General features: G+C 64.8%; 24 protein-coding genes. 11 read left to right on the top strand and 13 right to left on the bottom strand.

All coding sequences use genetic code 11. From position 1 onward, the window contains the following. Nucleotides 1-27: 27 nt before the first annotated feature. The 3 genes from ACE10W_RS02035 to ACE10W_RS02025 all read right to left on the bottom strand — a co-directional run bounded on the left by ACE10W_RS02035 (nucleotide 28) and on the right by ACE10W_RS02025 (nucleotide 3,057). Complete coding sequence (locus tag ACE10W_RS02035; protein WP_304550389.1) at nucleotides 28-546, bottom strand: DUF309 domain-containing protein; 519 nt, start codon at nucleotides 544-546, stop codon at nucleotides 28-30. 21 nt (nucleotides 547-567) lie between these two features. Further along, nucleotides 568-1,386 carry an alpha/beta fold hydrolase gene (locus tag ACE10W_RS02030; RefSeq protein ID WP_304550387.1) on the bottom strand — a complete coding sequence of 273 codons (819 nt, stop codon included), beginning with the start codon at nucleotides 1,384-1,386 and terminating at the stop codon, nucleotides 568-570. 129 nt (nucleotides 1,387-1,515) lie between these two features. Then, nucleotides 1,516-3,057, bottom strand: coding sequence for a benzoate-CoA ligase family protein (locus ACE10W_RS02025; protein ID WP_011083897.1), 1,542 nt, complete (start codon nucleotides 3,055-3,057; stop codon nucleotides 1,516-1,518). Between the two features lie 121 nt (nucleotides 3,058-3,178). On the opposite strand from ACE10W_RS02025, the gene ACE10W_RS02020 reads away from it, so the two are divergent. The 4 genes from ACE10W_RS02020 (at nucleotide 3,179) to ACE10W_RS02005 (ending at nucleotide 6,172) form a co-directional block, all read left to right on the top strand. Then, a complete protein-coding gene (locus ACE10W_RS02020) occupies nucleotides 3,179-4,087 on the top strand; it encodes a helix-turn-helix transcriptional regulator (protein WP_304550385.1) in 909 nt (302 codons plus the stop codon). A 264-nt stretch (nucleotides 4,088-4,351) separates the two neighbouring features. Further along, complete coding sequence (locus ACE10W_RS02015) at nucleotides 4,352-4,744, top strand: group II truncated hemoglobin (RefSeq protein WP_038965250.1); 393 nt, start codon at nucleotides 4,352-4,354, stop codon at nucleotides 4,742-4,744. A gap of 58 nt (nucleotides 4,745-4,802) precedes the next feature. Continuing rightward, complete coding sequence (locus ACE10W_RS02010; RefSeq protein ID WP_304550384.1) at nucleotides 4,803-5,648, top strand: AraC family transcriptional regulator; 846 nt, start codon at nucleotides 4,803-4,805, stop codon at nucleotides 5,646-5,648. An 89-nt stretch (nucleotides 5,649-5,737) separates the two neighbouring features. Then, nucleotides 5,738-6,172: a VOC family protein gene (locus tag ACE10W_RS02005; protein WP_304550382.1), complete on the top strand. Its 435-nt coding sequence runs from the start codon at nucleotides 5,738-5,740 to the stop codon at nucleotides 6,170-6,172. Nucleotides 6,173-6,262: 90 nt separating this feature from the next. On the opposite strand, the gene ACE10W_RS02000 is transcribed toward ACE10W_RS02005, so the two are convergent. From ACE10W_RS02000 to ACE10W_RS01990, 3 genes are all read right to left on the bottom strand, one after another. Further along, nucleotides 6,263-6,595, bottom strand: coding sequence for a PRC-barrel domain-containing protein (locus ACE10W_RS02000; RefSeq protein ID WP_304550381.1), 333 nt, complete (start codon nucleotides 6,593-6,595; stop codon nucleotides 6,263-6,265). Between the two features lie 167 nt (nucleotides 6,596-6,762). Continuing rightward, a complete protein-coding gene (locus ACE10W_RS01995) occupies nucleotides 6,763-7,092 on the bottom strand; it encodes a hypothetical protein (RefSeq protein WP_304550379.1) in 330 nt (109 codons plus the stop codon). An 8-nt stretch (nucleotides 7,093-7,100) separates the two neighbouring features. Continuing rightward, a complete protein-coding gene (locus ACE10W_RS01990) occupies nucleotides 7,101-7,886 on the bottom strand; it encodes an IclR family transcriptional regulator C-terminal domain-containing protein (RefSeq protein ID WP_304550378.1) in 786 nt (261 codons plus the stop codon). A 115-nt stretch (nucleotides 7,887-8,001) separates the two neighbouring features. On the opposite strand from ACE10W_RS01990, the gene ACE10W_RS01985 reads away from it, so the two are divergent. From ACE10W_RS01985 to ACE10W_RS01975, 3 genes are all read left to right on the top strand, one after another. Next, complete coding sequence (locus ACE10W_RS01985; RefSeq protein WP_304550377.1) at nucleotides 8,002-9,360, top strand: aromatic ring-hydroxylating dioxygenase subunit alpha; 1,359 nt, start codon at nucleotides 8,002-8,004, stop codon at nucleotides 9,358-9,360. 136 nt (nucleotides 9,361-9,496) lie between these two features. Next, nucleotides 9,497-10,933, top strand: coding sequence for a glutamine synthetase family protein (locus ACE10W_RS01980; protein ID WP_211433539.1), 1,437 nt, complete (start codon nucleotides 9,497-9,499; stop codon nucleotides 10,931-10,933). Between the two features lie 332 nt (nucleotides 10,934-11,265). Further along, a complete protein-coding gene (locus tag ACE10W_RS01975) occupies nucleotides 11,266-11,679 on the top strand; it encodes a hypothetical protein (RefSeq protein WP_304550373.1) in 414 nt (137 codons plus the stop codon). Between the two features lie 195 nt (nucleotides 11,680-11,874). Here ACE10W_RS01975 and ACE10W_RS01970 read toward each other — a convergent pair whose 3' ends face one another. The 7 genes from ACE10W_RS01970 to ACE10W_RS01940 all read right to left on the bottom strand — a co-directional run bounded on the left by ACE10W_RS01970 (nucleotide 11,875) and on the right by ACE10W_RS01940 (nucleotide 17,203). Further along, the gene (locus ACE10W_RS01970; RefSeq protein WP_161533002.1) at nucleotides 11,875-12,588 is read right to left on the bottom strand and encodes an ABC transporter ATP-binding protein; all 714 of its coding nucleotides are present in this window, start codon (nucleotides 12,586-12,588) and stop codon (nucleotides 11,875-11,877) included. Next, complete coding sequence (locus ACE10W_RS01965; protein WP_161533001.1) at nucleotides 12,581-13,348, bottom strand: ABC transporter ATP-binding protein; 768 nt, start codon at nucleotides 13,346-13,348, stop codon at nucleotides 12,581-12,583. The genes ACE10W_RS01970 and ACE10W_RS01965 overlap by 8 nt, the downstream gene beginning before the upstream one ends. Beyond that, nucleotides 13,341-14,285, bottom strand: a complete 945-nt coding sequence (locus ACE10W_RS01960; RefSeq protein ID WP_011083885.1) for a branched-chain amino acid ABC transporter permease — start codon at nucleotides 14,283-14,285, stop codon at nucleotides 13,341-13,343. The genes ACE10W_RS01965 and ACE10W_RS01960 overlap by 8 nt, the downstream gene beginning before the upstream one ends. Then, nucleotides 14,282-15,199: a branched-chain amino acid ABC transporter permease gene (locus ACE10W_RS01955; protein ID WP_161533000.1), complete on the bottom strand. Its 918-nt coding sequence runs from the start codon at nucleotides 15,197-15,199 to the stop codon at nucleotides 14,282-14,284. The genes ACE10W_RS01960 and ACE10W_RS01955 overlap by 4 nt, the downstream gene beginning before the upstream one ends. Nucleotides 15,200-15,511: 312 nt before the next feature. After that, entirely contained in the window at nucleotides 15,512-15,730 is a 219-nt protein-coding gene (locus tag ACE10W_RS01950; RefSeq protein ID WP_060909418.1) for a hypothetical protein, read from the bottom strand. A gap of 1 nt (nucleotide 15,731) precedes the next feature. Next, nucleotides 15,732-16,391 (bottom strand): acyl-homoserine-lactone synthase, encoded by a 660-nt coding sequence (locus ACE10W_RS01945; protein WP_271557041.1) that lies wholly within the window; start codon nucleotides 16,389-16,391, stop codon nucleotides 15,732-15,734. An 83-nt stretch (nucleotides 16,392-16,474) separates the two neighbouring features. After that, nucleotides 16,475-17,203: a LuxR family transcriptional regulator gene (locus ACE10W_RS01940; protein WP_028172714.1), complete on the bottom strand. Its 729-nt coding sequence runs from the start codon at nucleotides 17,201-17,203 to the stop codon at nucleotides 16,475-16,477. A gap of 166 nt (nucleotides 17,204-17,369) precedes the next feature. On the opposite strand from ACE10W_RS01940, the gene ACE10W_RS01935 reads away from it, so the two are divergent. From ACE10W_RS01935 to ACE10W_RS01920, 4 genes are all read left to right on the top strand, one after another. Next, nucleotides 17,370-17,546 (top strand): hypothetical protein, encoded by a 177-nt coding sequence (locus ACE10W_RS01935; RefSeq protein WP_053815098.1) that lies wholly within the window; start codon nucleotides 17,370-17,372, stop codon nucleotides 17,544-17,546. 249 nt (nucleotides 17,547-17,795) lie between these two features. Then, entirely contained in the window at nucleotides 17,796-18,734 is a 939-nt protein-coding gene (locus ACE10W_RS01930; RefSeq protein WP_304550368.1) for a LysR family transcriptional regulator, read from the top strand. A gap of 144 nt (nucleotides 18,735-18,878) precedes the next feature. Then, nucleotides 18,879-19,757 (top strand): shikimate dehydrogenase, encoded by an 879-nt coding sequence (locus tag ACE10W_RS01925; RefSeq protein WP_011083879.1) that lies wholly within the window; start codon nucleotides 18,879-18,881, stop codon nucleotides 19,755-19,757. 60 nt (nucleotides 19,758-19,817) lie between these two features. After that, nucleotides 19,818-20,948: an ABC transporter substrate-binding protein gene (locus ACE10W_RS01920; RefSeq protein ID WP_011083878.1), complete on the top strand. Its 1,131-nt coding sequence runs from the start codon at nucleotides 19,818-19,820 to the stop codon at nucleotides 20,946-20,948. Nucleotides 20,949-21,070: the final 122 nt, after the last annotated feature.

Genomic DNA, 21,070 nt, shown 5'->3' with positions numbered 1-21,070 from the left:
TACATGCACTTTGTTTCATGCCAGTGTCTAGGACCGCACGATGGCGCCGAATGCGATCCAGTCGGCCTTGGAGAGCTGGGGACGACCGAGCTTGGCCTGGAGCAAGGCCGTCAGCGCAGCAATGGGAAAGCTCTCGACAAAGCCGTCGCCGGCCGCCGCCTTGCGCGAGCTCAGCGCGCGCAGCTCCGCCAGCGCATCGCCAAACAGCCGTGCCGCCGAATGCGACCTTTGCATGCGCAGCCGCAAATTCGCATTGGCGATGCGGATGCAGGCCCGCAGCAGAATGCGCTCGCGGCCGCCTTGGGGCGCTGCGGCCCACACCGCCTCCAGCACCTCCTGCGCTTCCCAGAAATAGCCGCGGTCGTTGAGCGCGAGCCCGTAGCGCAGCGCCGGATGGCGCGCCGGCACATGGCCGCGAAACGCCGAAGGCACCAGCGCCTTGGCCATGGCGAGCGTCTCGTAGTCGGCATCGAGCCCGGCCTCGCCCGGCACATAGGCCCATTGCGGCCACGGCAGCGGGCCGCTCGCATTCGGCGGCGCACTCATGCGAGGCGCGCCTCCGCAACATCATGCGGCGCGTCCCTGAAGTCCCTGATCGTCGCGCAGGGCCGCCTTTGCAAATTGCTCAATTGCGTCAAGCGTCGCCCCCGGCGCTTCACGATGCGGGGAATGGCCCGCGTCTGAAATAATTTTCAAATCTACCGGACAATAACACTCTTCCTGCGCGATTTCGACTTGGCGCAGTGTGCCATATTGGTCGTTCACGCCTTGCAGGACCATGACAGGGACGCGGATATAGGCGAGGTATTCGGAGATGTCCCAGTCGCGAAATTTCGGATCGAGCCAGGCGCCGTTCCAACCGTAGAAGGCGTTGTCGACGTCCTTGTGCCAGCGCGCGAGCTTCGGCTTGAGATCGGTGGTCTCATAGGCGGTCTTGATCGCGGCGATGGATTTCACCGAGATGTCCTCGACGATGAAATGCGGCGCGATCAGCACGAGGCCGTTCAGGCGATGGTCCTGGTGCGCGCCGGCGTAGATCGTCGCGATCGAGGCACCGTCGGAATGGCCGAGCAGGAGGCCGCGCCTGAAGCCGATCGCATCGAGCAGTTTCGGAAGCACCTCCAGCGCCTCGCGGTGCATGTAATCCAGCGGCCGCGGCAGCGCGACCGGGCTCGACAGCCCGTAGCCCGCACGCGAATAGACGAAGATGCCGGCACCGGTCGCCTCTCGAAGCTGTTCCGGGAAGTCGCCCCAGAGCCCGACCGAGCCGAGACCCTCGTGCAGCATGACGATGGTCGGTGCCTCCGCTGATTGCGGCGCGAGCCATTTATATTCGAGGCTGGCGCCACTGACGCTGAGGAAGCCCGTGGGGGTGAGGTTGGTCATGCTGTCGGTTCCATTCATTCCGTCATTCCGGACAACTCGCAAAGCGAGTTGATCCGGAATCCCGAGATTGCAGTCTGCGGATCGAGATTCCGGGTTCGCGCTTCGCGCGCCCCGGAATGACGAAGCCAATCAATTCGCCCCTTCCCGCAGCTTGAACCGCTGGATCTTCCCCGTCGCCGTTTTCGGCAGCGAGTCCACCACGTCGATCCAGCGCGGATATTTCCACGGGCCGATCTTCTGCTTGACGTGCTCCTTCAGCATCTCCTGCAAGTTCGCGGTCTTCGCGCCCTGACGCAGCACGACGAAGGCTTTCGGCTTCAAGAGGCCTTCCGGATCGGCCTCGGGCACGACGGCGGCTTCCAGCACCGCCGGGTGCGTGATCAACGCGCTCTCGACCTCGAACGGCGAGACCCAGATGCCGGAGACCTTGAACATGTCGTCGGCACGGCCGCAGAAGGTGTAGCGGCCCTCGGCGTCGCGGACATATTTGTCGCCGGTCCGGGTCCACGGGCCCTCGAAGGTGCGGCGACTCTTGTGGCGCTGGTTCCAATAGCCTTCGCCGGCGGAGGGCGCATCGACCAGCAGCTCGCCGACCTCGCCGTCGGCGACGTCCTGGCCGGCCTCGTTGACGAGCCGCACCGCATAGCCCGGCACCGGCTTGCCGGAGGAGCCGTATTTGATGTCGCCGGGCGCATTCGACAGGAAGATGTGCAAGAGCTCGGTCGAGCCGACGCCGTCGAGAATGTCGACGCCGAAGCGCGCCTTCCAGCTGTTGCCCACAGACTCGGGCAATGCCTCACCGGCCGAGGTGCAGATGCGCAAGCTCTTTCCGCCACGCTCGCTCTTCATCGTCTCGTCGTTGAGCATCGCCGCGAACAAGGTCGGCACGCCGTAGAAGATCGACGGGTTATAGCGGTTCATCAGGTCGAACATGCGCGCCGGAGTCGGGCGCTCGCTGTTCAGCACGACGGTTGCGCCGACCGACATCGGGAAGGTCAGCGCATTGCCGAGACCATAGGCGAAAAACAGCTTTGCGGCGGAGAGGCAGACGTCGCTCTCGCGAATGCCGAGCACCTGCCTGGCGTAGGTGTCCGCAGTCGCCTGCAAGTTCGAATGCAGATGGCGCACGCCCTTGGGCATGCCGGTCGAGCCGGACGAATACAGCCAGAATGCCGGCTCGTCCGGATGAGTCGCGGCGGTGGTGAACTGGTCGCTCTCATCAGCGAGCTCCTCGGCGAGCTGCTTGTGGCCATTCTGCTTGGCGCCGGAGACGACGACATGCTCGAGATCCGGCATGCGGCCGACGACGTCCCTGATGACGGGATAGAGCGCTTCGGAAACGAACAGCACGCGGGCACGGCAGTCGGCGAGGATGTAGGCGTACTGGTCCGCGGTCAGCAGCGTGTTGAGCGGCACCGGCACGATGCCGGCGCGGATCGCGCCCAGGAACACGATCGGGAAATCGACCGTATCGAGCATGATCATCGCCACGCGCTCCTCGCGGCGGACGCCGAGACGGCGCAGCATGTTGGCGGCGCGGCGGCTCTCGCGCTGGAGCTCGCCATAGGTCAGCCGCGAGACGGTGTCGTCGAAGGCGAGCTTGTTGCCGCGCCCCTCCTCGACGTTACGGTCGAGCAGCCAGGTCACCGCGTTATAGGATCCCTCGCTCACGGACTTCTCCCCTGAATTTAGAATTATAATTCATAGAAAGACACCGCGGCGGCTTGCTGTCAATGCCAGCAGGCATTATGTTTCATTAAAACGCGCCGCAGGACATCTGTAAAGAAGGCTCATGATCGACAGTCCCGACGCCGAATCCCGCTTCCTCGAACAGCTCGGCCAGCGTGTGCGCACCACGCGCGCACTGCGCGGCATGTCGCGCAAAGTGCTCGCCAAGGTATCAGGAATCTCGGAGCGCTACATCGCGCAGCTCGAAAGCGGCAAGGGCAATGTCTCGATCGTGCTGCTCCGCCGCGTCTCCGACGCGATGGGCGCGCATCTCGAAGATCTGCTGCCCAGCGCCGATCCGACGCCGGACTGGCAGATGTTTCGCGATCTCCTGCGCAAGGCGACGCCGTCTCAGATCGCGCAGGCCAAGGATTTGCTCGCCGGCGGCAGCGCATCGGCGCCGCGGCGCGCGCCGTTCTGCGGCATCGCGCTGATCGGCCTGCGCGGCGCCGGCAAGTCCACGCTCGGCAAGATCCTGGCGAAGAAGGTCGGCTGGAGCTTCGTCGAGCTCAACAAGGAGGTCGAGCAGCAGAACGGCCTCTCGGTCGCCGAGATCATCGCGCTGTACGGCCAGGAAGGCTTTCGCCGCATGGAGCAGGCGGCGCTGCAACAGCTGCTCGCGCGCAACGAGCTGATGGTGCTGGCGACCGGCGGCGGCATCGTCTCCGAGCCTTTGACCTTCGACCAGATCCTGTCGTCGTTCTACACGATCTGGCTGAAGGCCGAGCCCGAGGAGCACATGGCCCGCGTCCGCCGCCAGGGCGACCTGCGCCCGATGGCGGACGACCGCTCCGCGATGGCCGAGCTGCGCAACATCCTCTTGAGCCGCGAGCCGCTGTACTCGCGTGCGACGGCGGTGGTGGATACGGCGGGCCTCTCCGTCGATGCCGCCGCCGCGCGCCTGATCGACGCGGTGCGCCCGGTGCTCCAGAACGAAGCGCGCAGCTTTGGTCTGCGCAGCGTGGCGCTGTAGGTCGTTTCGAGCTCGCTACAGCTACACACTCCACTGTCGTCCCGGACAAGCGCGCCACAAGCGCGCGCCGATCCGGGACCCATACCCCCAGGGAGAAGTTGTTGCGCGAGCTGGTAACCACGAGTCATCGCAAAACTACCCCCTTTGGCTGGGTCCCGGATCAGCGCTCCGCTTCGCTGCGCTTGTCCGGGACGACAGCAAGGATTTTGCGCGACCTCCAGCAACACTGTATCAACGATCAGCAAGCAAGCCTCGAGACAAATGATGACCGATAGCGACGTCGCAATCTCCATGTTCGAGCGGATCGGCGGCAGTGCCACGATCGACCTTCTGGTCGATCGCTTCTACGAACGGATGGACACGCTGCCGGAGGCGAAAGTCATCCGCGCCATGCATGCAGCCGATCTCGGCCTGATCAGGGACGTGCTGAAGCGCTACCTCACCGAATGGACCGGCGGCCCAAGACTCTATTCCGTCGAAAAGGGACACCCACGGCTGCGCCAGCGTCACATCGGCTTTGCCATCGGTGATGCCGAACGCGATGCGTGGCTCACCTGCATGCGCGGCGCGCTGGAGGAGACGGTCGCGGACGCTGCCGCGCGGCAAGACCTCGACAAGGCGCTGTCCGGCCTCGCCGACTGGATGCGCAACCGCTAGCCACCACGCGGGCAAGGCGGGACGCGCCGTTCACTTGGAGGGGCACCGCTGCGGCGCTATGCTGCGCGCGATGGACGCTGCCGCAAACCCCGATGTCATCCGTCGGCCCGCCTCGCCACGCCTTGCGCGGCTGGTCTCCAGCATCTCGTTCTATCGCGAGCGCGGCGTCGGGTTGGCCGGCTTCCGGCACGCGGCGCCGCTTGCGCTGCCTCTTCTCGTGAATTTGGGGACACCCTTCCGCATTGCGCTTGGGCGCGAGCCGGATGTTGCCGACGCTCAGCCGAGTTTCGCGGCTGGTCTCTTTCCCGGACCGGTCCTCATCGAATCCGATGGCCGCGCCGAATGCGTTCAGGTCGATTTCACCCCGCTTGGAGCGTATCGCTTCTTCGGAGGAGCAGTGCCGGATCTGACCGCGCGCATGGTCGGTCTGGACGACATTCTGGGACGGAATGGCGAGAACCTCCGCGCCAGGGTTGCCGAGGCGGTCGGATGGCAGCGACGATTTGAGATCGTGGAAGACTTCGTGCATCGTCGCGCCGTGCATGAGCCCTCGCCGGCGATCGCCTTCGCCCTCGATACGCTCTGGCGACGGGCAGGCGCGGTCCGGATCACCGAGCTTGCCACCGACATAGGCTGGAGCCGCAAGCATCTCACGCGCCGCTTCCACAACGAGATCGGCGTGCCGCCGAAGACAATGGCCCAGATGCTGCGCTTTCATCGGGCCTGCTCACTGGCCCGCACGGACGGGACAGGCGGCTGGGCAGCCGTCGCGGCAGACGCCGGCTATGCCGACCAGGCGCATCTTGCCCGCGACTTCCGGTTACTCAGCGGCGAGACGCCGACCGGATGGGCCGCGCGGCTCGATCTTGCGGATCCACGCCTGATGCGGGACGGCGGCGGATAGCGTCCGGTCCCATTTGTTCAAGCCCGGCTGGCGCGATCCGAACTAGGGTCGGTGCTGCAAAAGACCTGGATAATTTCCCGGAGAATTTCATGAACCAGCAGAACGGCTATGAAGCGCCGCGCCTGTACCACACCATGCGCTGCAAGGATCCGGAGGCGATGATCGCTTGGCTGAAAAACGTTCTCGGCTTCGCCGAACGCGTGGTCTATCGCAAGGAGGGCACGGTCGTTCACGCCGAATTGGCATTTGGATCATCGATCCTCATGCTCGGTGCGCATTGCGATGATGCGTACGCAAAGCGGATCGGCGACATCGGCGGCCACCGGACGGATGCCATTTATCTGGCTGTCGATGATCCCGACGCACTCTATGAGAAGGTGAAGGCATCCGGTGCGGCGATCGAAATGGAGCCGTACAACACCGATTATGGCAGCCGCGATTTCGCGGCGCGCGATCCCGAGGGCGGCCTCTGGAGCTTTGGAACCTATTGGCCCAAGGTCGGCGAAGAGCCGCTGGCGGGATAGGCCAGACGGTCGCTTCAAATGCCGCTCGGCGGGCGCGGCAAGCTCAATCGCGCCCGCAAGGGCGATGCGGCTGCGAACCCGTCCGGCTCTTCAGACCGACCAGTAATTCGGATGCGGGTAGGACCGCGAGCGGTCGCCCCAATCGAACTCGTCGCCATCGAACTCGCACGGGCCGCTGCTGAACTCGTCCATCGTCATCTCGACCTGGAACGCCTGACGGCCGCGATCGTATTTCAGCGCGGTCCACTGCACCGGATAATGGTGATGAGCACCGAGCAGCCCGCCGGTCTTGATCACGGCATAGGCGACCATTCCGCTGACCTTGTCGAGCATCAGCCGTTCGATCGTGCCGAGCTTCGTGCCGTCGCGCCCGTAGACGGCGACGTGCTCCACGCGATCACTGGGAACCATGGTGTGTTGCATGGCATCCTCCCTCGTCTTGGGTGGAGCGCATTATAGCACGGGCGGCGGGAATGTAGGGTGGGTTAACGTCAGCGTAACCCACCTCTTTGGGTCCCGCGGTGCGAGAAGTGGTGGGTTACGCCGAGCGACTACGCTTCGCGCAGCCGCATGGCTAACCCACCCTACGCTTACTGCCGCGCGGATGGTTTTCCAAACACGGCGCGGTACCAGTATTTCCGTGGATCACGGAACCAGACACGATTTTTGGCCGTCTCGAATTTTGCCAACTGCTTCATGTCGACGCCGTAGCGATGGCAGAGTGCGAGAAGCTGCCGGAGATCATCCTTTCCTGGCCACCGCTTCAATCGAACAACCAGACCCCGGTTGCCATCACCTTCGCAATTCTGCACGCAGGGAATTCGCGTCAACCATTCAAAGAACGCTCTCTCATCGCTCAGATGATAGAACGTCACACCCGTATCCATATGGGTCAGCGTCAGAAGCGGTGTGCTTGTCACTCCATACGTCACAGCAACCTGTCCTTCACATTCGCCGCGCCCTCGCGCAGCAGCGGCAGGAAGCGGTCGAGCAGCTCCTGCGCCGGCACGCGGTCGACATGGGCGCCCATGTTGACGGCGGCGACGATCACACCATCGTAGCGCCGCACGGGAACCGAGATCGAGCGGAAATGCGGCTCGGCCTCGCGATCGACCAGCGAATAGCCCTGCGCACGGTCGGCCGTAATGCGCGCGAGCAGCGCCTTGGGATCGGTCACCGTCTGCGGCGTCAGCGCTTCGCGCGTCATTGTCTTCAGGCGCGGGGCGAGCTCGGCATCATCGAGCTGGCCGAGCATGGCGCGGCCGACCGACGTGCAGAACGCCGGCAAGCGGTAGCCGATCTCGAGCCCGCCTGAAAACATCCGCGCCGGACTGCTGCGCGCGACGAACACGACGTCGTCGCCATCGAGCACCGCGAGCGATGAAATTTCATTTGCCGCGGTCGCAACGCGATCGAGCACCGGTTGCAGAACCGCGACGAGCTGGTTGGAGCGCAGATACGAGGCCGCAAGGGTCAGCACGTGCGGCGTCAACGTGAACAGCTTGCCGTCACCACCGACGAAGCCGCCACGCTGGAGCGTGAACAGCATCCGCCGGGCAGTGGCGCGCGGAAGATCGGCGGCGCGGGCGAGGTCGCTCAGGGTCATCGGGCCGACCGTCGTGCCGAAGCATTGAAGCAGGCGCAGGCCGCGATCGAGGCTTTCGACGAAATCCGTCGCACGCTCATCGGTCTCGCTTCGCTTCAGCTTGGGCATGGCGTCGGGACTTTCCTGCAAAATAGTGCTTGCTGCCGATCCTAGGCATGTCATAATTCGCCCATTCGTTCAATAGGCGAACAAACGCCACTCCGAGATATGGGATGCACTCGCCATGATGAGCCAGGAGCAGAACGACCTGATCACCCGCACCGGGCCCAAGGACCCCTGCGGAAAGCTGATGCGGAGCTACTGGCAGCCGGCGGCGCTGGTCGACGAGCTGGAAGGCGCGCGGCCGATCCGCCCCGTGCGACTGCTCGGCGAAAACCTCGTGCTGTTCCGCGACGAGCGAGGGCGCTACGGCCTGATCGATCGCCACTGCGCGCATCGCGGCGCCGACCTCGCCTTCGGGCGGCTCGAGCATGGCGGCCTGCGCTGCGCCTTCCACGGCTGGCTGTTCGACGCCACCGGCCAGTGCATCGAGACGCCGGCAGAGCCGAAGGATTCAAAGCTCTGCCAGAACATCCGCCAGCGCTCCTATCCTGTCGTGGAGAAGAGCGGCATCCTCTGGACTTATCTCGGCGAGGGTGAGCCGCCTGCATTTCCCGAGATCGACTGCTTTGTCGCGCCTGATACTCACACGTTCGCGTTCAAGGGCCACATGGCCTGCAACTGGCTCCAGGCGCTCGAGGTCGGCATCGATCCCGCGCACGCCTCCTATCTGCACCGCTTCTTCGAGGACGAGGATACCTCCACCGCCTACGGCAAGCAGTTCCGCGGCGCCTCCGCGGGCAGCGACCTGCCGATGACGAAGATCCTGCGCGAATACGACCGTCCGATCATCAATGTCGAGCACACCGAATACGGCCTCCGGCTGATCGCGCTGCGCGAGATCGACGAGGAGCGCACCCATGTGCGCGTCACCAACCAGCTGTTCCCGCACGGCTTCGTCATCCCCATGAGCACGGAGATGACGATCACGCAGTGGCACGTGCCGGTCGACGACGAGAACTGCTACTGGTACGCGATCTTCACCAGCTACACGAACCCCGTCGACAAAAAGAAGATGCGCGACCAGCGGCTCGAGCTCTATGAGCTGCCCGACTACAAATCGCGCAAGAACAGCGGCAACGATTACGGTTTCGATCCGCACGAGCAGCAGACCGCGACCTATACCGGCATGGGCAACGACATCAACGTCCACGACCAGTGGGCGGTGGAGTCGATGGGCGCGATCCAGGACCGCACCAAGGAGCACCTCGGCCAGAGCGACAAGGCAATCGTGCAATACCGCCGCCTGCTGCGGCAGGAGATCGAGAAGGTCGGCGGCGGCGAGAAGCCGATGCTGTTCCTCGACGAGGCCAACGCGCGCAGCATCCAGGGACCGGCGACCATGGACGGCATCGGGCCGACGCGGGGCTGGGAGACCTACTGGATGGAAGTCGACGTCAAGCGCCGCCGCGGCGCGCCGTGGACCGCGCCGGTGCCGAAGGAGATCGAAGGCAAGGTGCATCGGCTGACGGCGGCGGAGTGATTTTTGGGGCATCGTCATTCCGGGGCGATGCGATAGCATCGAACTATGGTGCGCACTTGCGCACCTGAGAATCTCGAGGTTCCGGGTCTGGTCCTTCGGACCATCCCGGAACGACAGCTATCGGGGAGCAATAGCAGTGACTTTCGTCGCGCGTCATGCGCTGTGGTCGGATGAACAGAAGGACGCGGCGCAACGCATGCGCCGCATCGTCGAGGAGAAGAACCTCGAGGTCATCCGCCTCGCCTTCCCCGACCAGCACGGCATCCTGCGCGGCAAGACCATCATCGCCGCGGAGGCGATCGCCTCGCTGGAGAGCGGCTGCTCCATCACCACCACCATGCTCGCCAAGGACACCTCGCACCGCACGGTGTTCCCGGTGTTCACATCGGGCGGCGGGTTCGGCATGAAGGAGATGGAGGGCGCAGCCGACGTGCTGATGGTTGCCGATCCCACCACCTTCCGCGTGCTGCCATGGGCGCCGACCACGGGCTGGGTGCTGTGCGATCTCCATTTCAATGACGGCCGCCCCGTGCCGTTCGCAACGCGCGGGCTTTATCGCAAGGTGCTCGATGAGCTTGCTGGCCGCGGCCACGATTTCGTCGCCGGGCTCGAGGTCGAGTTCCACATCTTCAAGCTCGACGATCCGCATATGCGTGCGGAGGACGCCGGCCAGCCCGGGACGCCGCCCTCGGTGAGCCTGCTCAGCCACGGCTACCAGTACCTCACCGAGCAGCGCTTCGATCAGATGGAGCCGGTGCTGGAGATCCTGCGCCGCGACGTCGTCGCACTCGGCCTGCCCTTGCGCTCGGTCGAGGTCGAGTTCGGGCCAAGCCAGTGCGAGTTCACCTTCGCGCCGAGGAAGGGCCTCGAGCCCGCCGACAACATGGTGCTGTTCCGCTCGGCCGTGAAGCAGATCGCGCGGCGCCACGGCTATCACGCCACTTTCATGTGCCGCCCCAAACTGCCGAACCTGTTCGCGAGCGGCTGGCATCTGCACCAGTCGATCGTCTCGCGCACCAGCGGCGAAAACCAGTTCATGGCGCAGGCAGGCGGCGAGCCGCTCAGCGCGTTCGGCCGCGCCTACCTTGCCGGCCTGCTCGACCACGCCCGCGCGTCCGCCGTGTTCACCACCCCGACCATCAACGGCTACAAGCGCTACCGCTCCTATTCGCTGGCGCCCGACCGCGCGATCTGGGGCCGCGACAATCGCGGCGTGATGATCCGCGTGCTCGGGGCTGCCGGCGATGCCGCCACGCGCCTTGAGAACCGCATCGGCGAGCCGGCTGCCAATCCCTATCTCTACATGGCCTCGCAAATCCTCTCCGGCCTCGACGGCGTCGATCGCAAGCTCGATCCCGGCCCGTCGGCCGACACCCCCTACGAGACCAAGGCGCCGCTGCTGCCGAAGTCACTGCGCGATGCGGTTGCGGCGCTGAAGGACGATCCGTTCTTCCGCGAGAAGTTCGGTGCGGAATTCGTGGACTACTACACCCACATCAAGAACGCCGAGATCGACCGCTTCCTCGCCGAGGTCACCGACTGGGAGCACCGCGAATATTTCGAGATGTTCTGACACCCCTCTCGACGGGCGGCCCTGGGGAGCACCATAGCGCACGGCTCACGCCGCTGTGAGGCGACTTCGTCCCGCCTGTTCCGACGACATCTCCCCACCATCCGACGAAGCCATTTTCCTCCCCCCTCGAAAACCGCCGGAAAGACACGGGGTCTAGACTTCCTGCCGATGATCAACAACGGAGTTCGGTCATGTTGGGTCGATTGTTCAGTCTGATCTATCGCTTGTCCTGCCGGGCCACCCTGATCGAAATCGGCACGCACCACCTGTCGCGTTAGGCGCCGGCGCGTGCGAATTGGGTAAGACATATTGGCCAGATAACGGGGGTTCTCATGCGCAAGCTGATCCTGATCGCCGTGATGTCGCTGGTCGCAACCGAGGCCTATGCCGGTGGTCCGCGGAGCCTAAGCCTTGCGGCAACCAATTCGAACCAGCAGGCCACCGAGCCGCCGGCCGCGACGGCAACCGTGCCGGCGCAGACGACGCAGGCTCCGGCGGCAACGCAGGCGCCGAATCTGCAGACGGCGACGACCGCCCCGACCTCAACACCGCCAGCCGCAACCACTGCTACGACGCCGCCGACAGCAGCCGCACCGGTCGCGACCGCCCCGGTTGCCACGCCCCCCACTCAGTCCACTGCCGCACCGGTGGCCAGCACGACCGAAACGGCGAAGCCAAAGCGCCGCCAGCCGTCCACCGAGGCCCGGGTGATCCGCGAGCTGCACCGGCATGGGATTTATTGGTGATCGAGGTGCGACGCTTTCTCCCCGGCATCGTCCTGGCGAAAGCCAGGACCCATTACCCCAGGGAGGGGTTTGGCGAAGACTGCCGGTTCGGAACTGATACCGCATGAATAGACCTCGCGGTATGGGTCCTGGCCTTCGCCAGGACGACACCGAGAGATGGGCGGGAGCGCTCTGCCCCTCACCTCGCCGAGCTCGCTAGATCCCCAGATATTTGTGCTGCAGATCCGGCTCGGCCATCAGCTGATCCGACGTGCCGCTCCACACCGTCTTGCCGCGCTCGATGATGAAGTGGCGATCGCAGATGCGGGCGAGGTGATCGACGTTCTTGTCGACGACCAGGATCGACTGGCCCCGGCTCTTGAGCAGCGACAGGCAGTTCCAGATTTCTTCGCGGATCAATGGCGCAAGGCCCTCGGTCGCTTCGTCCAGAATGAGGAGCTTCGGATTGGTCATCAGCGCGCGGCCGATCGCCAGCATCTGCTGCTCGCCGCCGGAGAGCTGGTTGCCCATGTTCGACGCGCGTTCGGCGAGGCGCGGGAACATCACGTAGATGGCCGCGAGCGTCCAGGGATTGCTGCTGCCGAAGCGGTCGGCCGCCGCCGCGACCAGGTTTTCGCGCACGGTGAGGTTCGGGAAGATCTGGCGTCCCTCGGGCACCAGGCCGACGCCGAGTTTTGCGATCCTGTAGGACGGCTGCGTTCGCACCTCGGAGCCCGCAAAACGGATGCTCCCGGCGCGCGCCGGTGTCAGGCCCATGATGGAGCGGATGGTCGTAGTCTTGCCCATACCGTTGCGGCCCATCAGCGAGACCATCTCGCCCGGCTTGATCGACAGCGACAGGCCGAACAACACCTGGGAGAGGCCGTAGCAGGTCTCGATGCCGTCAACGTCGAGCAGCAGGTCAGCCATGGTGCGTCACCACATGCTGGTCGCCGAGATAGGCGCGCCTGACGTCCTCGTTGGCGCGGATCGCCGCCGGATCGCCCGAGGCGATGACGCGGCCATAGACCAGCACCGAGATGCGGTCGGCCAGCGCGAACACCGCCGGCATGTCGTGCTCGACCAGCACGATCGAGACCTCCCTGCGCAGCTCCTGGAGCAACTTGACCATGCGCTGGGATTCGGTGACGCCGAGGCCGGCCATGGGCTCGTCGAGCAGGAGTAATTTCGGCTTGCTGGCCAGCGCGACCGCAAGCTCCAGCTCGCGGCGCTCGCCATGGCTGAGCCTCGACACCACGACGTCGGCGCGATGCAACAGGCCGACGCGATCGAGCGCGGAATGGGCGGCGTCGCGCAGGCCCTTTTCCTTGCGCGCGCTGGCGAAGAAGCGGAACGAGGTGCCGGCATGGGCCTGCGCCGCCAGCGCGACGTTGTCGGCGGCGGTGAAGTCGAGCAGCAGCGAGGTGATCTGGAACGACCGCGCCAGCCCCAGCGCGCAGCGGCGATAGGCCGGCAGGTAGGTGATGTCGCGCCCGCCGAGCGAGACGCTGCCGGAATGCGGTTCGAGATGCCCGGTGAGCTGGCTGATCAGCGTGGTCTTGCCGGCGCCGTTCGGGCCAATGATGGCGTGCAGCTCGCCGGCCGCGACGTCGAGCGAGACGTTGTCCGTTGCAACGATGCCGCCGAAGCGGCGCACCAGCTTCTCGACGCGGAGCAAGGGTTCAGCCACGGCCAGCCCTCCCGAGCATGCCCATGATGCCGCCGCGCCCGAACAGCACGATCAGCAGCAGTAGCGGCCCCATGATCAGCGCCCAATATTCGGTGATCTGCGACAGGAACTCCTCCAGCAGCAGGAACACCACCGCGCCCATCACCGGGCCGAACAGCGTACCCATGCCGCCGAGGATCACCATCACCATGAGGTCGCCGGAACGCGTCCAGTACATCACGGCCGGGCTGATGAAGTCGGTGTTGTTGGCGAGCAGCGCGCCGGCAAGTCCGCACATCATGCCGGAGATGACGAAGCAGACCAACTGATAGCGCTTGGCGGGAAAGCCGATCGCCTGCATGCGCTGCTCGTTGGAGCGCAGGCCCTGCACGACGAGACCGAAGCGCGAATTGACGATGCGCCAGATCAGGAACAGGACGCCGAGAAGACAGGCGAGGCAGAGATAATAGAACTGCACGCGATTGCCGAGATTGATCAGCCCGGAGAAGTCGCTGCGCTTGTAGACGGTGAGGCCGTCGTCGCCGCCGTAACGCGCCAGCCCCGAGGCGACGTAATAGGCCATCTGCGCAAAGGCCAGCGTGATCATGATGAAATAGACACCGCGGGTGCGCAGAGAGAGCGCGCCGATCACCAGTGCGTAGATCGCGGAGGCCGCCAGCGCGACCGGAAACTGGATGAAGCCGGAACCTACGCCTTCCTGCGCGAGCATGCCGACGGCGTAGCCGCCGATGCCGAGATAGGCGGCGTGGCCAAAGCTCATCATGCCGCCAAAACCCATGATGAGGTTGAGGCTCGCGGCAGCCAGCGCCAGGATGACGATGCGGGTGAACAGCGTCAGGATGAAGACGTTGCCGGATGCTTGCGAATACAGCGGCAGCAGCACGAGGCCCGCCAGCATCAGGGCCGTGACGGCCTTGCTCACCGTGAAAGCCTTCATCGACGGTTGGCCGGAAACAGCCCCTCCGGCCGCACCACCAGCACGATCGCCATCACAAGATAGATCAGCATGGACGACAGCGCGGGCGCGGCGGTGGAGGCAGCGGCGCCGCTGAGCACCTGCCGCAGCAGATTCGGCAGGAAGGCGCGGCCGAGCGTGTCGATCATGCCGACGAAGATCGCGGCCAGGAACGCGCCGCGGATCGAGCCGATGCCGCCGATCACGATGATGACGAAGGCCAGGATCAGGATGTTCTCGCCCATGCCGATCTGCACGGTGAGGATCGGCGCCTGCATCAGGCCGGCAAGGCCGGCGAGCGCGGCACCGAGACCGAACACCAGCGTGTAGAGCAGCTTGATGTTGATGCCGAGCGCGCCGATCATCTCGCGGTTGGAGGCGCCGGCCCGGATCAGCATGCCGATGCGGGTGCGCATCACGCCGAGATAGAGCAGCAGCGCGACCATCAGCGCCACCACGATGATGGCGAGGCGATAGGCGGGATAGTGAATGCCGGGCAGGATCGGCACCGGCACGGTGAGCCAGGCCGGCAGCGGCAGCGCCAGGCCTGCCGGGCCCCAGATCAGCCGCACGGCTTCATTGAAGAACAGGATCAGGCCGAAGGTCGCGAGCACGTGGTCGAGATGGTCGCGGCCGTAGAGATGCCGCAGCGCCGTCATCTCGAGCACGATGCCGAGCACGAGCGTTGCGCCGAGCGCCATCAGCGCACCGAGCAGGAAGCTGCCGGTCCAGGCCGCGAAGGTCGCGGCGAAATAGGCGCCCATCATGTAGAGCGAGCCGTGCGCGAGGTTGACGAGATCCATGATCCCGAACACCAGCGTCAGGCCGGCGGCGAGCAGGAACAGCAGCAGGCCGAACTGCAATCCGTTCAGAAACTGTTCGACGACGAGCAGCATCAAGACTCTTTCAGGCGCACGCAGCGTCGCGCCGATGTTCGAACACGGTCGCCATCAGTGAAAGAGCTCCCCCTGCCTCTTCAAGGCCGAAAAATGGGTAATGGCAGTATCGTTCAGAGGCAAGAGCGATTTGACACCAAACATGCACTTTGTTGCATCCCGGCGCACACGGCCGAAACCTGTCCTGCGGTGCAAGAAGGCTGCCGCGCAGCATGGGGCAACCTGCCGCACCCAAACGATCACCCTCCCCCCGGGTAGGCCGGGGAGAGGGTGAGGACGTCGTCGGAATGAAAGAAGTGAAGAAGGTTGCGTCTAGTGCGACGTCATCTGCCGGGGAAGATCGTCCGGCTCGGCGAGCACGCTGTTTGCCGTCGAGGCCTCCAGTGCGGCCATCCGGAACAGATAGGCAAGCGTCGTCAGTCCGGAGTCGTCCGCCATCTGCGCCAGCTCGAGCGCCATGTCGGACATGTAGCCGAGATTCTCGTCCTTGATTTGCGCCATGATCTGGCTGTCCCGCATCATATTCGACATTTCAGGCGCTCTTTCGTTGCGCGGCAGCGAGGCCGCAAAGGTTGGCACGGGCGACGGCGTCCAGACGCGGGCCGTCCTGTTGCACGATGGAAGGCATGCCGATGCGATCATGCAGGACATCGAGCGTCTGGCGACGAATGTCGATGGTAGCCGCCATGGTCCAGGCGTTCTCGACCAGAGCCGGCAGGCCGAGCGGCGTCACGACGAAACCGGCCTCGTGGAAGCGCGGCAACCACCAGGTTTCCATGATCGCGCTGACCTGCGCGATTCCCTGGTCGAGGCAGAACTCCTGCACCGCCGCCATCAGTTGCAGGTTGAGCGCGCCGTCGCGGCGATCGCGGACGACGAAGTAGCGCGACCATTCCCAGATCAGCGGATCCGAGGGGCAGCCGCGAACCGCCGCCAGATGCGGGAAGACCTCGCTCATCATCGAGGGCTTGGTCGTGGGGTAGAGCCGGTGGCCGCCGACGACGCGTCGTCCCTCCAGCGCAAGCAGATAGACGGTATCCTCGTCGTCATAGGAATCGACCTCGCGGCCATCCGGCCTGCGCAGCGTCTCCCAGTGCCGCTCCTCGACAAAGATGTCATGACGCAGCCGGAAATGCTGCTCGATTACGTCCTCGTATAAGTGGCGATTGACCGCGGAAATTGCGTGAATCATGGAAACCCCCATTCAGCCTCAATGGGGGGCAGCCTCTGCGAAAAGAGGCAGGTTCGATATTGGGAAATTTCCCAGTACGTCGCTTAGGGATTGATGATCTTGTGGCGAATCGCCAGCGCAACCGCATGCGTACGGTTGACCGCACCGAGCTTGCGCGCAGCAGTTGCAAGATGCTCTTCGGCGGTGCGCTGCGTGATGTGCAGGATCTCGCCGATCTCCCAGGCCGACTTGCCCTGCGAGGCCCAGGAGATCACCTCGCGCTCGCGCGGGGTGAGACGCGTCGACGGATACGGCGTCGGCTCGAGCAGACGGCGAATGTGGTCGAAGCCATACATCGCCATCAGGTGCAGCGCCGGCTTGCTGCGGGGATTGAGGTCGAGATGGACGCCGCCGAGCGACACCGCGGCTTCATAGCCGGTGAGCCCGTGGATCGGCACGATGAAGCCGCGCGACATACGAAAATCGCCGGCGCGGTTCATTACCTCGGCCGCGCTCGGCTCGAGCTCGGCATCATAGGGTGCCTCCGACCACTCGAACGGATTGACCGATTGCCGGCACAGCCGCACCACGGGATCGAAGCGGTCATAGTTGTTCTGAGTGTAGAGATTGAACCATCCCGCCGGCCAGCGCTTGGCGAGCACCATCTGCGCAAACCGCTGATCGGGATTCGGCAATCCCGTCACAATGATAGTTTCGAAGCCGAAACGGCCGAAGGCCGCTTCAAGCGCGCTCATGGCGTCCGGTACCTTGCGATAGACACCCAGGCCTTCGATGAAGTCGAGCGCTTCCCGGCCATAATCGACGGCGGACATCGGTGCGTTTCCTGACCCTCGCCGTCCGCTATAGCACGTATTTGGGGGCTGCCTCAATTCGCTGCTTCCGTAGTTCTCCGGTATCCGCCTGCTCCGAAGCTTTAATCTACTTGTGGAAGAAGGGACGTCAAGTTACACCTGTGGCGTACAAAGCGGGAAAACCACGATGGACGACGAGAACATCGCCCTCAACAGCGTGCTCGGCCTGGAATTGAACCGCGTGTTTTTCGCCGTCCGTGAAACGGCAAACAAGCAGAAGATCATCGAGTTCGCGCGCGAGGTGCTACAAAGCGAGCGCGCCGAGTTCGCGAACAGCGTATCGCCCGAAGGGCCGGCGAGCTAGCAGACGACGCCGATGCAACAGATCGCGCCACGCCGCCGCCCTTCCATTTGAACGCGCAGATTTTAGTCGAAACACGCCAACCGCGAAATTACTCCGCCATCATCGTCTGCGAATGAGCGGCGCCCTTACCGTCCCCTGGAGGGCAGGGGAATCGCTCGCTGCGCTGCCATGGTTCGCCATTTGCCGCTGGCTGACCTCGCTTCTCTCGTGAGATGATCGCCGCACGATCCTCCTTCGGAAGCCCGGGACATGATGACGCTGCGCCAGGTTGAAGTGATCCGTGCCGTTATGGTGACGGGCACCATTGGCGGTGCGGCGAAGCTGCTCAACGTCTCGGCGCCGGGGATCAGCCGCCTCGTCAAATACACCGAGCGCTCGCTCGGCATCCGCTTCTTCCAGCGCCAGAACGGCCGCTACTTCCCGACGCCGGAAGCCGAGAACATCTTCGAGCAGATCAACGGCGTCTACAAGAAGGTCGACGACCTCTCCGAGATCATCTCCAAGATCGGCCGCGGCGGCCTGTCGGAATTGCGCATCGGCTCGGTGCCGAGCATCTCGCAGGTGATGGTGCCGCGCGCGATCGAGCGCGTCCGGCGCCGCTATCCCGATCTCGGCATCGACATCAACATCCTCAAGCTCGAGGAGGCCATCGACTATCTCCTGCTCGGCCGCGGCGAGTGCGTGGCGATGAGCTACCGGCTCGAGCATTCCGGGCTCGACTTCCTGCCGCTCGCCTCGGGCGAGCTCTATTGCATCGTGCCGCCCGGCCACGAGCTCGCCGGCCGCAAGCAGGTGTCGGCGGCCGAGATCACCCGCTACCCGCTGATCGGCATCGATCCGAACGACCCCTACGGCCGGATCATGGCCGGGATCTTTGCGCGCAACCGGCTCGATTACAACATCACCATCCGCGCGCGCTTCGGCACCACGGTCTGCGCGCTGGTGAAAGCGGGGCTCGGCATCGCCGTCATCGACCAGTTCACGGTGGCCCATGGCGGCTATCCCGGCATCGAGCTGCTCAAGATCACCGAGCCGACGCGGTTCGACACCTATATCGCGGTGAAGCGCGGCGCACCGCTGTCGCTTCACGTCGAGTATTTCATCGAATCCCTGCGCGCCGAGATGCGCGCGGTCGAGCCGTCCCGCGGCAACGGCAGGGCTGCGCCTGCACGCGGACGGAAGAAATAACATGATGTTAGGTTTGCGGGGCATAAGGGTAATTGTGTTAGGCGAGGGAAAGGCTATCGTCGCACGCGGAAGCCCCCTTGGAATTGCGCAGGTTTCCCCGCTAATGGCCGGGACCGAACGCTCCCAACGAGACGATAGCGAACCATGTCGAAGCGCGGATACGCCGCCAGCAAGAAACTCCTCACCGGCCTGATCGGCGCGCCGATCGCGCATTCCGCTTCCCCCGCCATGCATGAGCGCGCCGCCGAGGCGCTCGGCCTGCGCGGTCACTACCAGCTGATCGAGGTCGCAGGCGCCGACGCGGCCGGACTGAGGCTGATGCTCGAAGGCGTGCGGCGGCTCGGCTTTGCCGGCGTCAACGTGACTTATCCTTACAAGGAAGCGGTGGTCCCACTGCTCGACGCACTGGCGCCGGGCGCCGCCGCGATGGGCGCGGTCAACACCGTCGTTGTCAGGGACGGCCGCCTGACCGGCCACAACACCGACACCACCGGCTTTGCGCGCGCGGTGGCGCCGCTGCTGGCGCCGTCTGGAAATGCGGTTGCCGTGATCGGCACGGGCGGCGTCGGCAAGGCGATCGCCTTCGCACTGGCGAGCCTTGAGGTCGCCGACCTCCGCATCTTCGACTCCGAACCGGCGCGGGCCGAAAAACTTGCCGCACTGCTTGCCAAGCATGGCGGCGCCAGGGTCGCGAAAAGCGTCGAGGACGCGCTCGACGGCGCGACCGGCCTCGTCAACGGCACGCCGGTCGGCATGCTGCCGAACCGCGGCATGCCTGTTCCGGCTGCGCTGCTGCACGAGAAGCTCTGGGTGGCCGACGCCGTCTATTCGCCGCTGATCACGCCGCTGCTGGCCGCGGCGCAGGAGCGCGGCGCGAAGATCATGACCGGGCGGGAGCTTGCGATCTACCAGGCCGCCGACGCTTTCGAACTGTTCACCGGCCTTGCCCCATCGACCGAAGTCATGGGAGAGGCTTTTGACGAGGTGATGGCGGCACGAAGCTCAGCCTATCACGCAGCGTAACCGAAGCGGCCGGACACAAGGCCGCGGACAACAACATCAGAGGGAACGGGAGGAGAGACGATGAAATCGACTATTCTGGCAGGCGCCCTGCTTGCCTTCGCGACTGCAACCAGCGTCCACGCACAGGCGATCAAGCTCGCCGACGTCGCCGAGCTGTCGGGCGGCGGCGCCACCGTCGGCACCAACTGGAAGAACGGCATCGACCTCGCGATCGAGGAGATCAACGCCAAGGGCGGCGTGCTCGGCCGCAAGCTCGAGGTCACCCATGCCGACTCGCAATCCAATCCGGGCGTTGCCCGCGCGCAAGTGCAGAAGGCACTCGATGCCGAGCCCTATGTGCTGCTCGGACCCGGCTATTCCGGCTCGGTGAAGGTCACCGCACCGCTCGCGGCCGAAGCCGGCATCGCGCAGATCATGGGCGGCGAAGCCGCCGAGCTGACGCAAGCCGGCAACAAGTTCCTGTTCCGCACCTCGTTCGGCCAGCAATCCTCGATGCCGAAGGTCGCGAAATACATACACGACGAGATGAAGGCGAAGTCGGTCGCGGTGGTCTGGGTCAACAACGACTTCGGCCGCGGCGGACGCGACGTCGTCGTGAAGGAGCTCGACCGGCTCGGCTCCAAGGTCGTCGCCGATCTCTCCACCGAAGCAGGCCAGGCCGACTTCGCCGCCGACGTCGGCAAAATCAAGTCTGCCAATCCCGACGCCGTCTTCGTCTATCTCAACGAGGAAGAGAGCGCGCGCATCCTGAAGGAGCTGAAGCGCCAGGGCGTCACCGCGCCGCTGATGGGCGAGACCACGCTGATCGGCCAGAAGGTGATCGAGCTTGCCGGCGATGCCGCCAACGGCGCGCGCGGCCATGTCGGCCTCACCACGGACGCACCGGTCGACCTGATCAAGGCGTTCCGCGAGAAGTTTTCCAAGAAGTACAATTACGTGCCGGACCACAACGGCCTGAAGGGCTACCTCGCCGTCTACATGGTGAAGGCCACCACCGAAAAGATGGGCAAGGTCGATTCCAAGGCGTTCGCCGACACGCTGCACGGCCTGACCATCAAGGCCGCCGACGAGCCGGGCATCCTGATGGACGTCACCTTCAGCGAGACCGGCGACATCGACCGCCAGAGTTTTCTGGTCGAAGTGGTCGAAGGCAAGCAGGTGGTGAAGCAGGTGCTGCCGAAGGTGAAGTGAGGCTCTTTGCCTCTCCCCGCACGCGGGGAGAGGCCGACGCGCGAAGCGCGGCGGGTGAGGGGGAGCTTCCGCGAGTCCAACTGTCACTGACTTCGCGGAGACTCCCCCTCACCCCGACCCTC

The organism is Bradyrhizobium sp. B025, assembly GCF_042257955.1.
Taxonomy (GTDB): Bacteria; Pseudomonadota; Alphaproteobacteria; order Rhizobiales; family Xanthobacteraceae; genus Bradyrhizobium; species Bradyrhizobium diazoefficiens.
The sequence above is the reverse complement of the archived record's forward strand: the minus strand, read 5'-3'. Positions and strand labels throughout refer to the sequence as shown.

What these genes read in the sequence shown, in the direction of transcription:
- ACE10W_RS02035 (WP_304550389.1), bottom strand. Translation starts at nt 546, where the DNA reads ATGAGTGCGCCGCCGAATGCGAGCGGCCCGCTGCCGTGGCCGCAATGG.
- ACE10W_RS02030 (WP_304550387.1), bottom strand. Translation starts at nt 1,386, where the DNA reads ATGACCAACCTCACCCCCACGGGCTTCCTCAGCGTCAGTGGCGCCAGC.
- ACE10W_RS02020 (WP_304550385.1), top strand. Translation starts at nt 3,179, where the DNA reads ATGATCGACAGTCCCGACGCCGAATCCCGCTTCCTCGAACAGCTCGGC.
- ACE10W_RS02015 (WP_038965250.1), top strand. Translation starts at nt 4,352, where the DNA reads ATGACCGATAGCGACGTCGCAATCTCCATGTTCGAGCGGATCGGCGGC.
- ACE10W_RS02010 (WP_304550384.1), top strand. Translation starts at nt 4,803, where the DNA reads ATGCTGCGCGCGATGGACGCTGCCGCAAACCCCGATGTCATCCGTCGG.
- ACE10W_RS02005 (WP_304550382.1), top strand. Translation starts at nt 5,738, where the DNA reads ATGAACCAGCAGAACGGCTATGAAGCGCCGCGCCTGTACCACACCATG.
- ACE10W_RS02000 (WP_304550381.1), bottom strand. Translation starts at nt 6,595, where the DNA reads ATGCAACACACCATGGTTCCCAGTGATCGCGTGGAGCACGTCGCCGTC.
- ACE10W_RS01990 (WP_304550378.1), bottom strand. Translation starts at nt 7,886, where the DNA reads ATGCCCAAGCTGAAGCGAAGCGAGACCGATGAGCGTGCGACGGATTTC.
- ACE10W_RS01985 (WP_304550377.1), top strand. Translation starts at nt 8,002, where the DNA reads ATGATGAGCCAGGAGCAGAACGACCTGATCACCCGCACCGGGCCCAAG.
- ACE10W_RS01975 (WP_304550373.1), top strand. Translation starts at nt 11,266, where the DNA reads ATGCGCAAGCTGATCCTGATCGCCGTGATGTCGCTGGTCGCAACCGAG.
- ACE10W_RS01970 (WP_161533002.1), bottom strand. Translation starts at nt 12,588, where the DNA reads ATGGCTGACCTGCTGCTCGACGTTGACGGCATCGAGACCTGCTACGGC.
- ACE10W_RS01960 (WP_011083885.1), bottom strand. Translation starts at nt 14,285, where the DNA reads ATGAAGGCTTTCACGGTGAGCAAGGCCGTCACGGCCCTGATGCTGGCG.
- ACE10W_RS01955 (WP_161533000.1), bottom strand. Translation starts at nt 15,199, where the DNA reads ATGCTGCTCGTCGTCGAACAGTTTCTGAACGGATTGCAGTTCGGCCTG.
- ACE10W_RS01950 (WP_060909418.1), bottom strand. Translation starts at nt 15,730, where the DNA reads ATGTCGAATATGATGCGGGACAGCCAGATCATGGCGCAAATCAAGGAC.
- ACE10W_RS01945 (WP_271557041.1), bottom strand. Translation starts at nt 16,391, where the DNA reads ATGATTCACGCAATTTCCGCGGTCAATCGCCACTTATACGAGGACGTA.
- ACE10W_RS01940 (WP_028172714.1), bottom strand. Translation starts at nt 17,203, where the DNA reads ATGTCCGCCGTCGATTATGGCCGGGAAGCGCTCGACTTCATCGAAGGC.
- ACE10W_RS01935 (WP_053815098.1), top strand. Translation starts at nt 17,370, where the DNA reads ATGGACGACGAGAACATCGCCCTCAACAGCGTGCTCGGCCTGGAATTG.
- ACE10W_RS01930 (WP_304550368.1), top strand. Translation starts at nt 17,796, where the DNA reads ATGATGACGCTGCGCCAGGTTGAAGTGATCCGTGCCGTTATGGTGACG.
- ACE10W_RS01925 (WP_011083879.1), top strand. Translation starts at nt 18,879, where the DNA reads ATGTCGAAGCGCGGATACGCCGCCAGCAAGAAACTCCTCACCGGCCTG.
- ACE10W_RS01920 (WP_011083878.1), top strand. Translation starts at nt 19,818, where the DNA reads ATGAAATCGACTATTCTGGCAGGCGCCCTGCTTGCCTTCGCGACTGCA.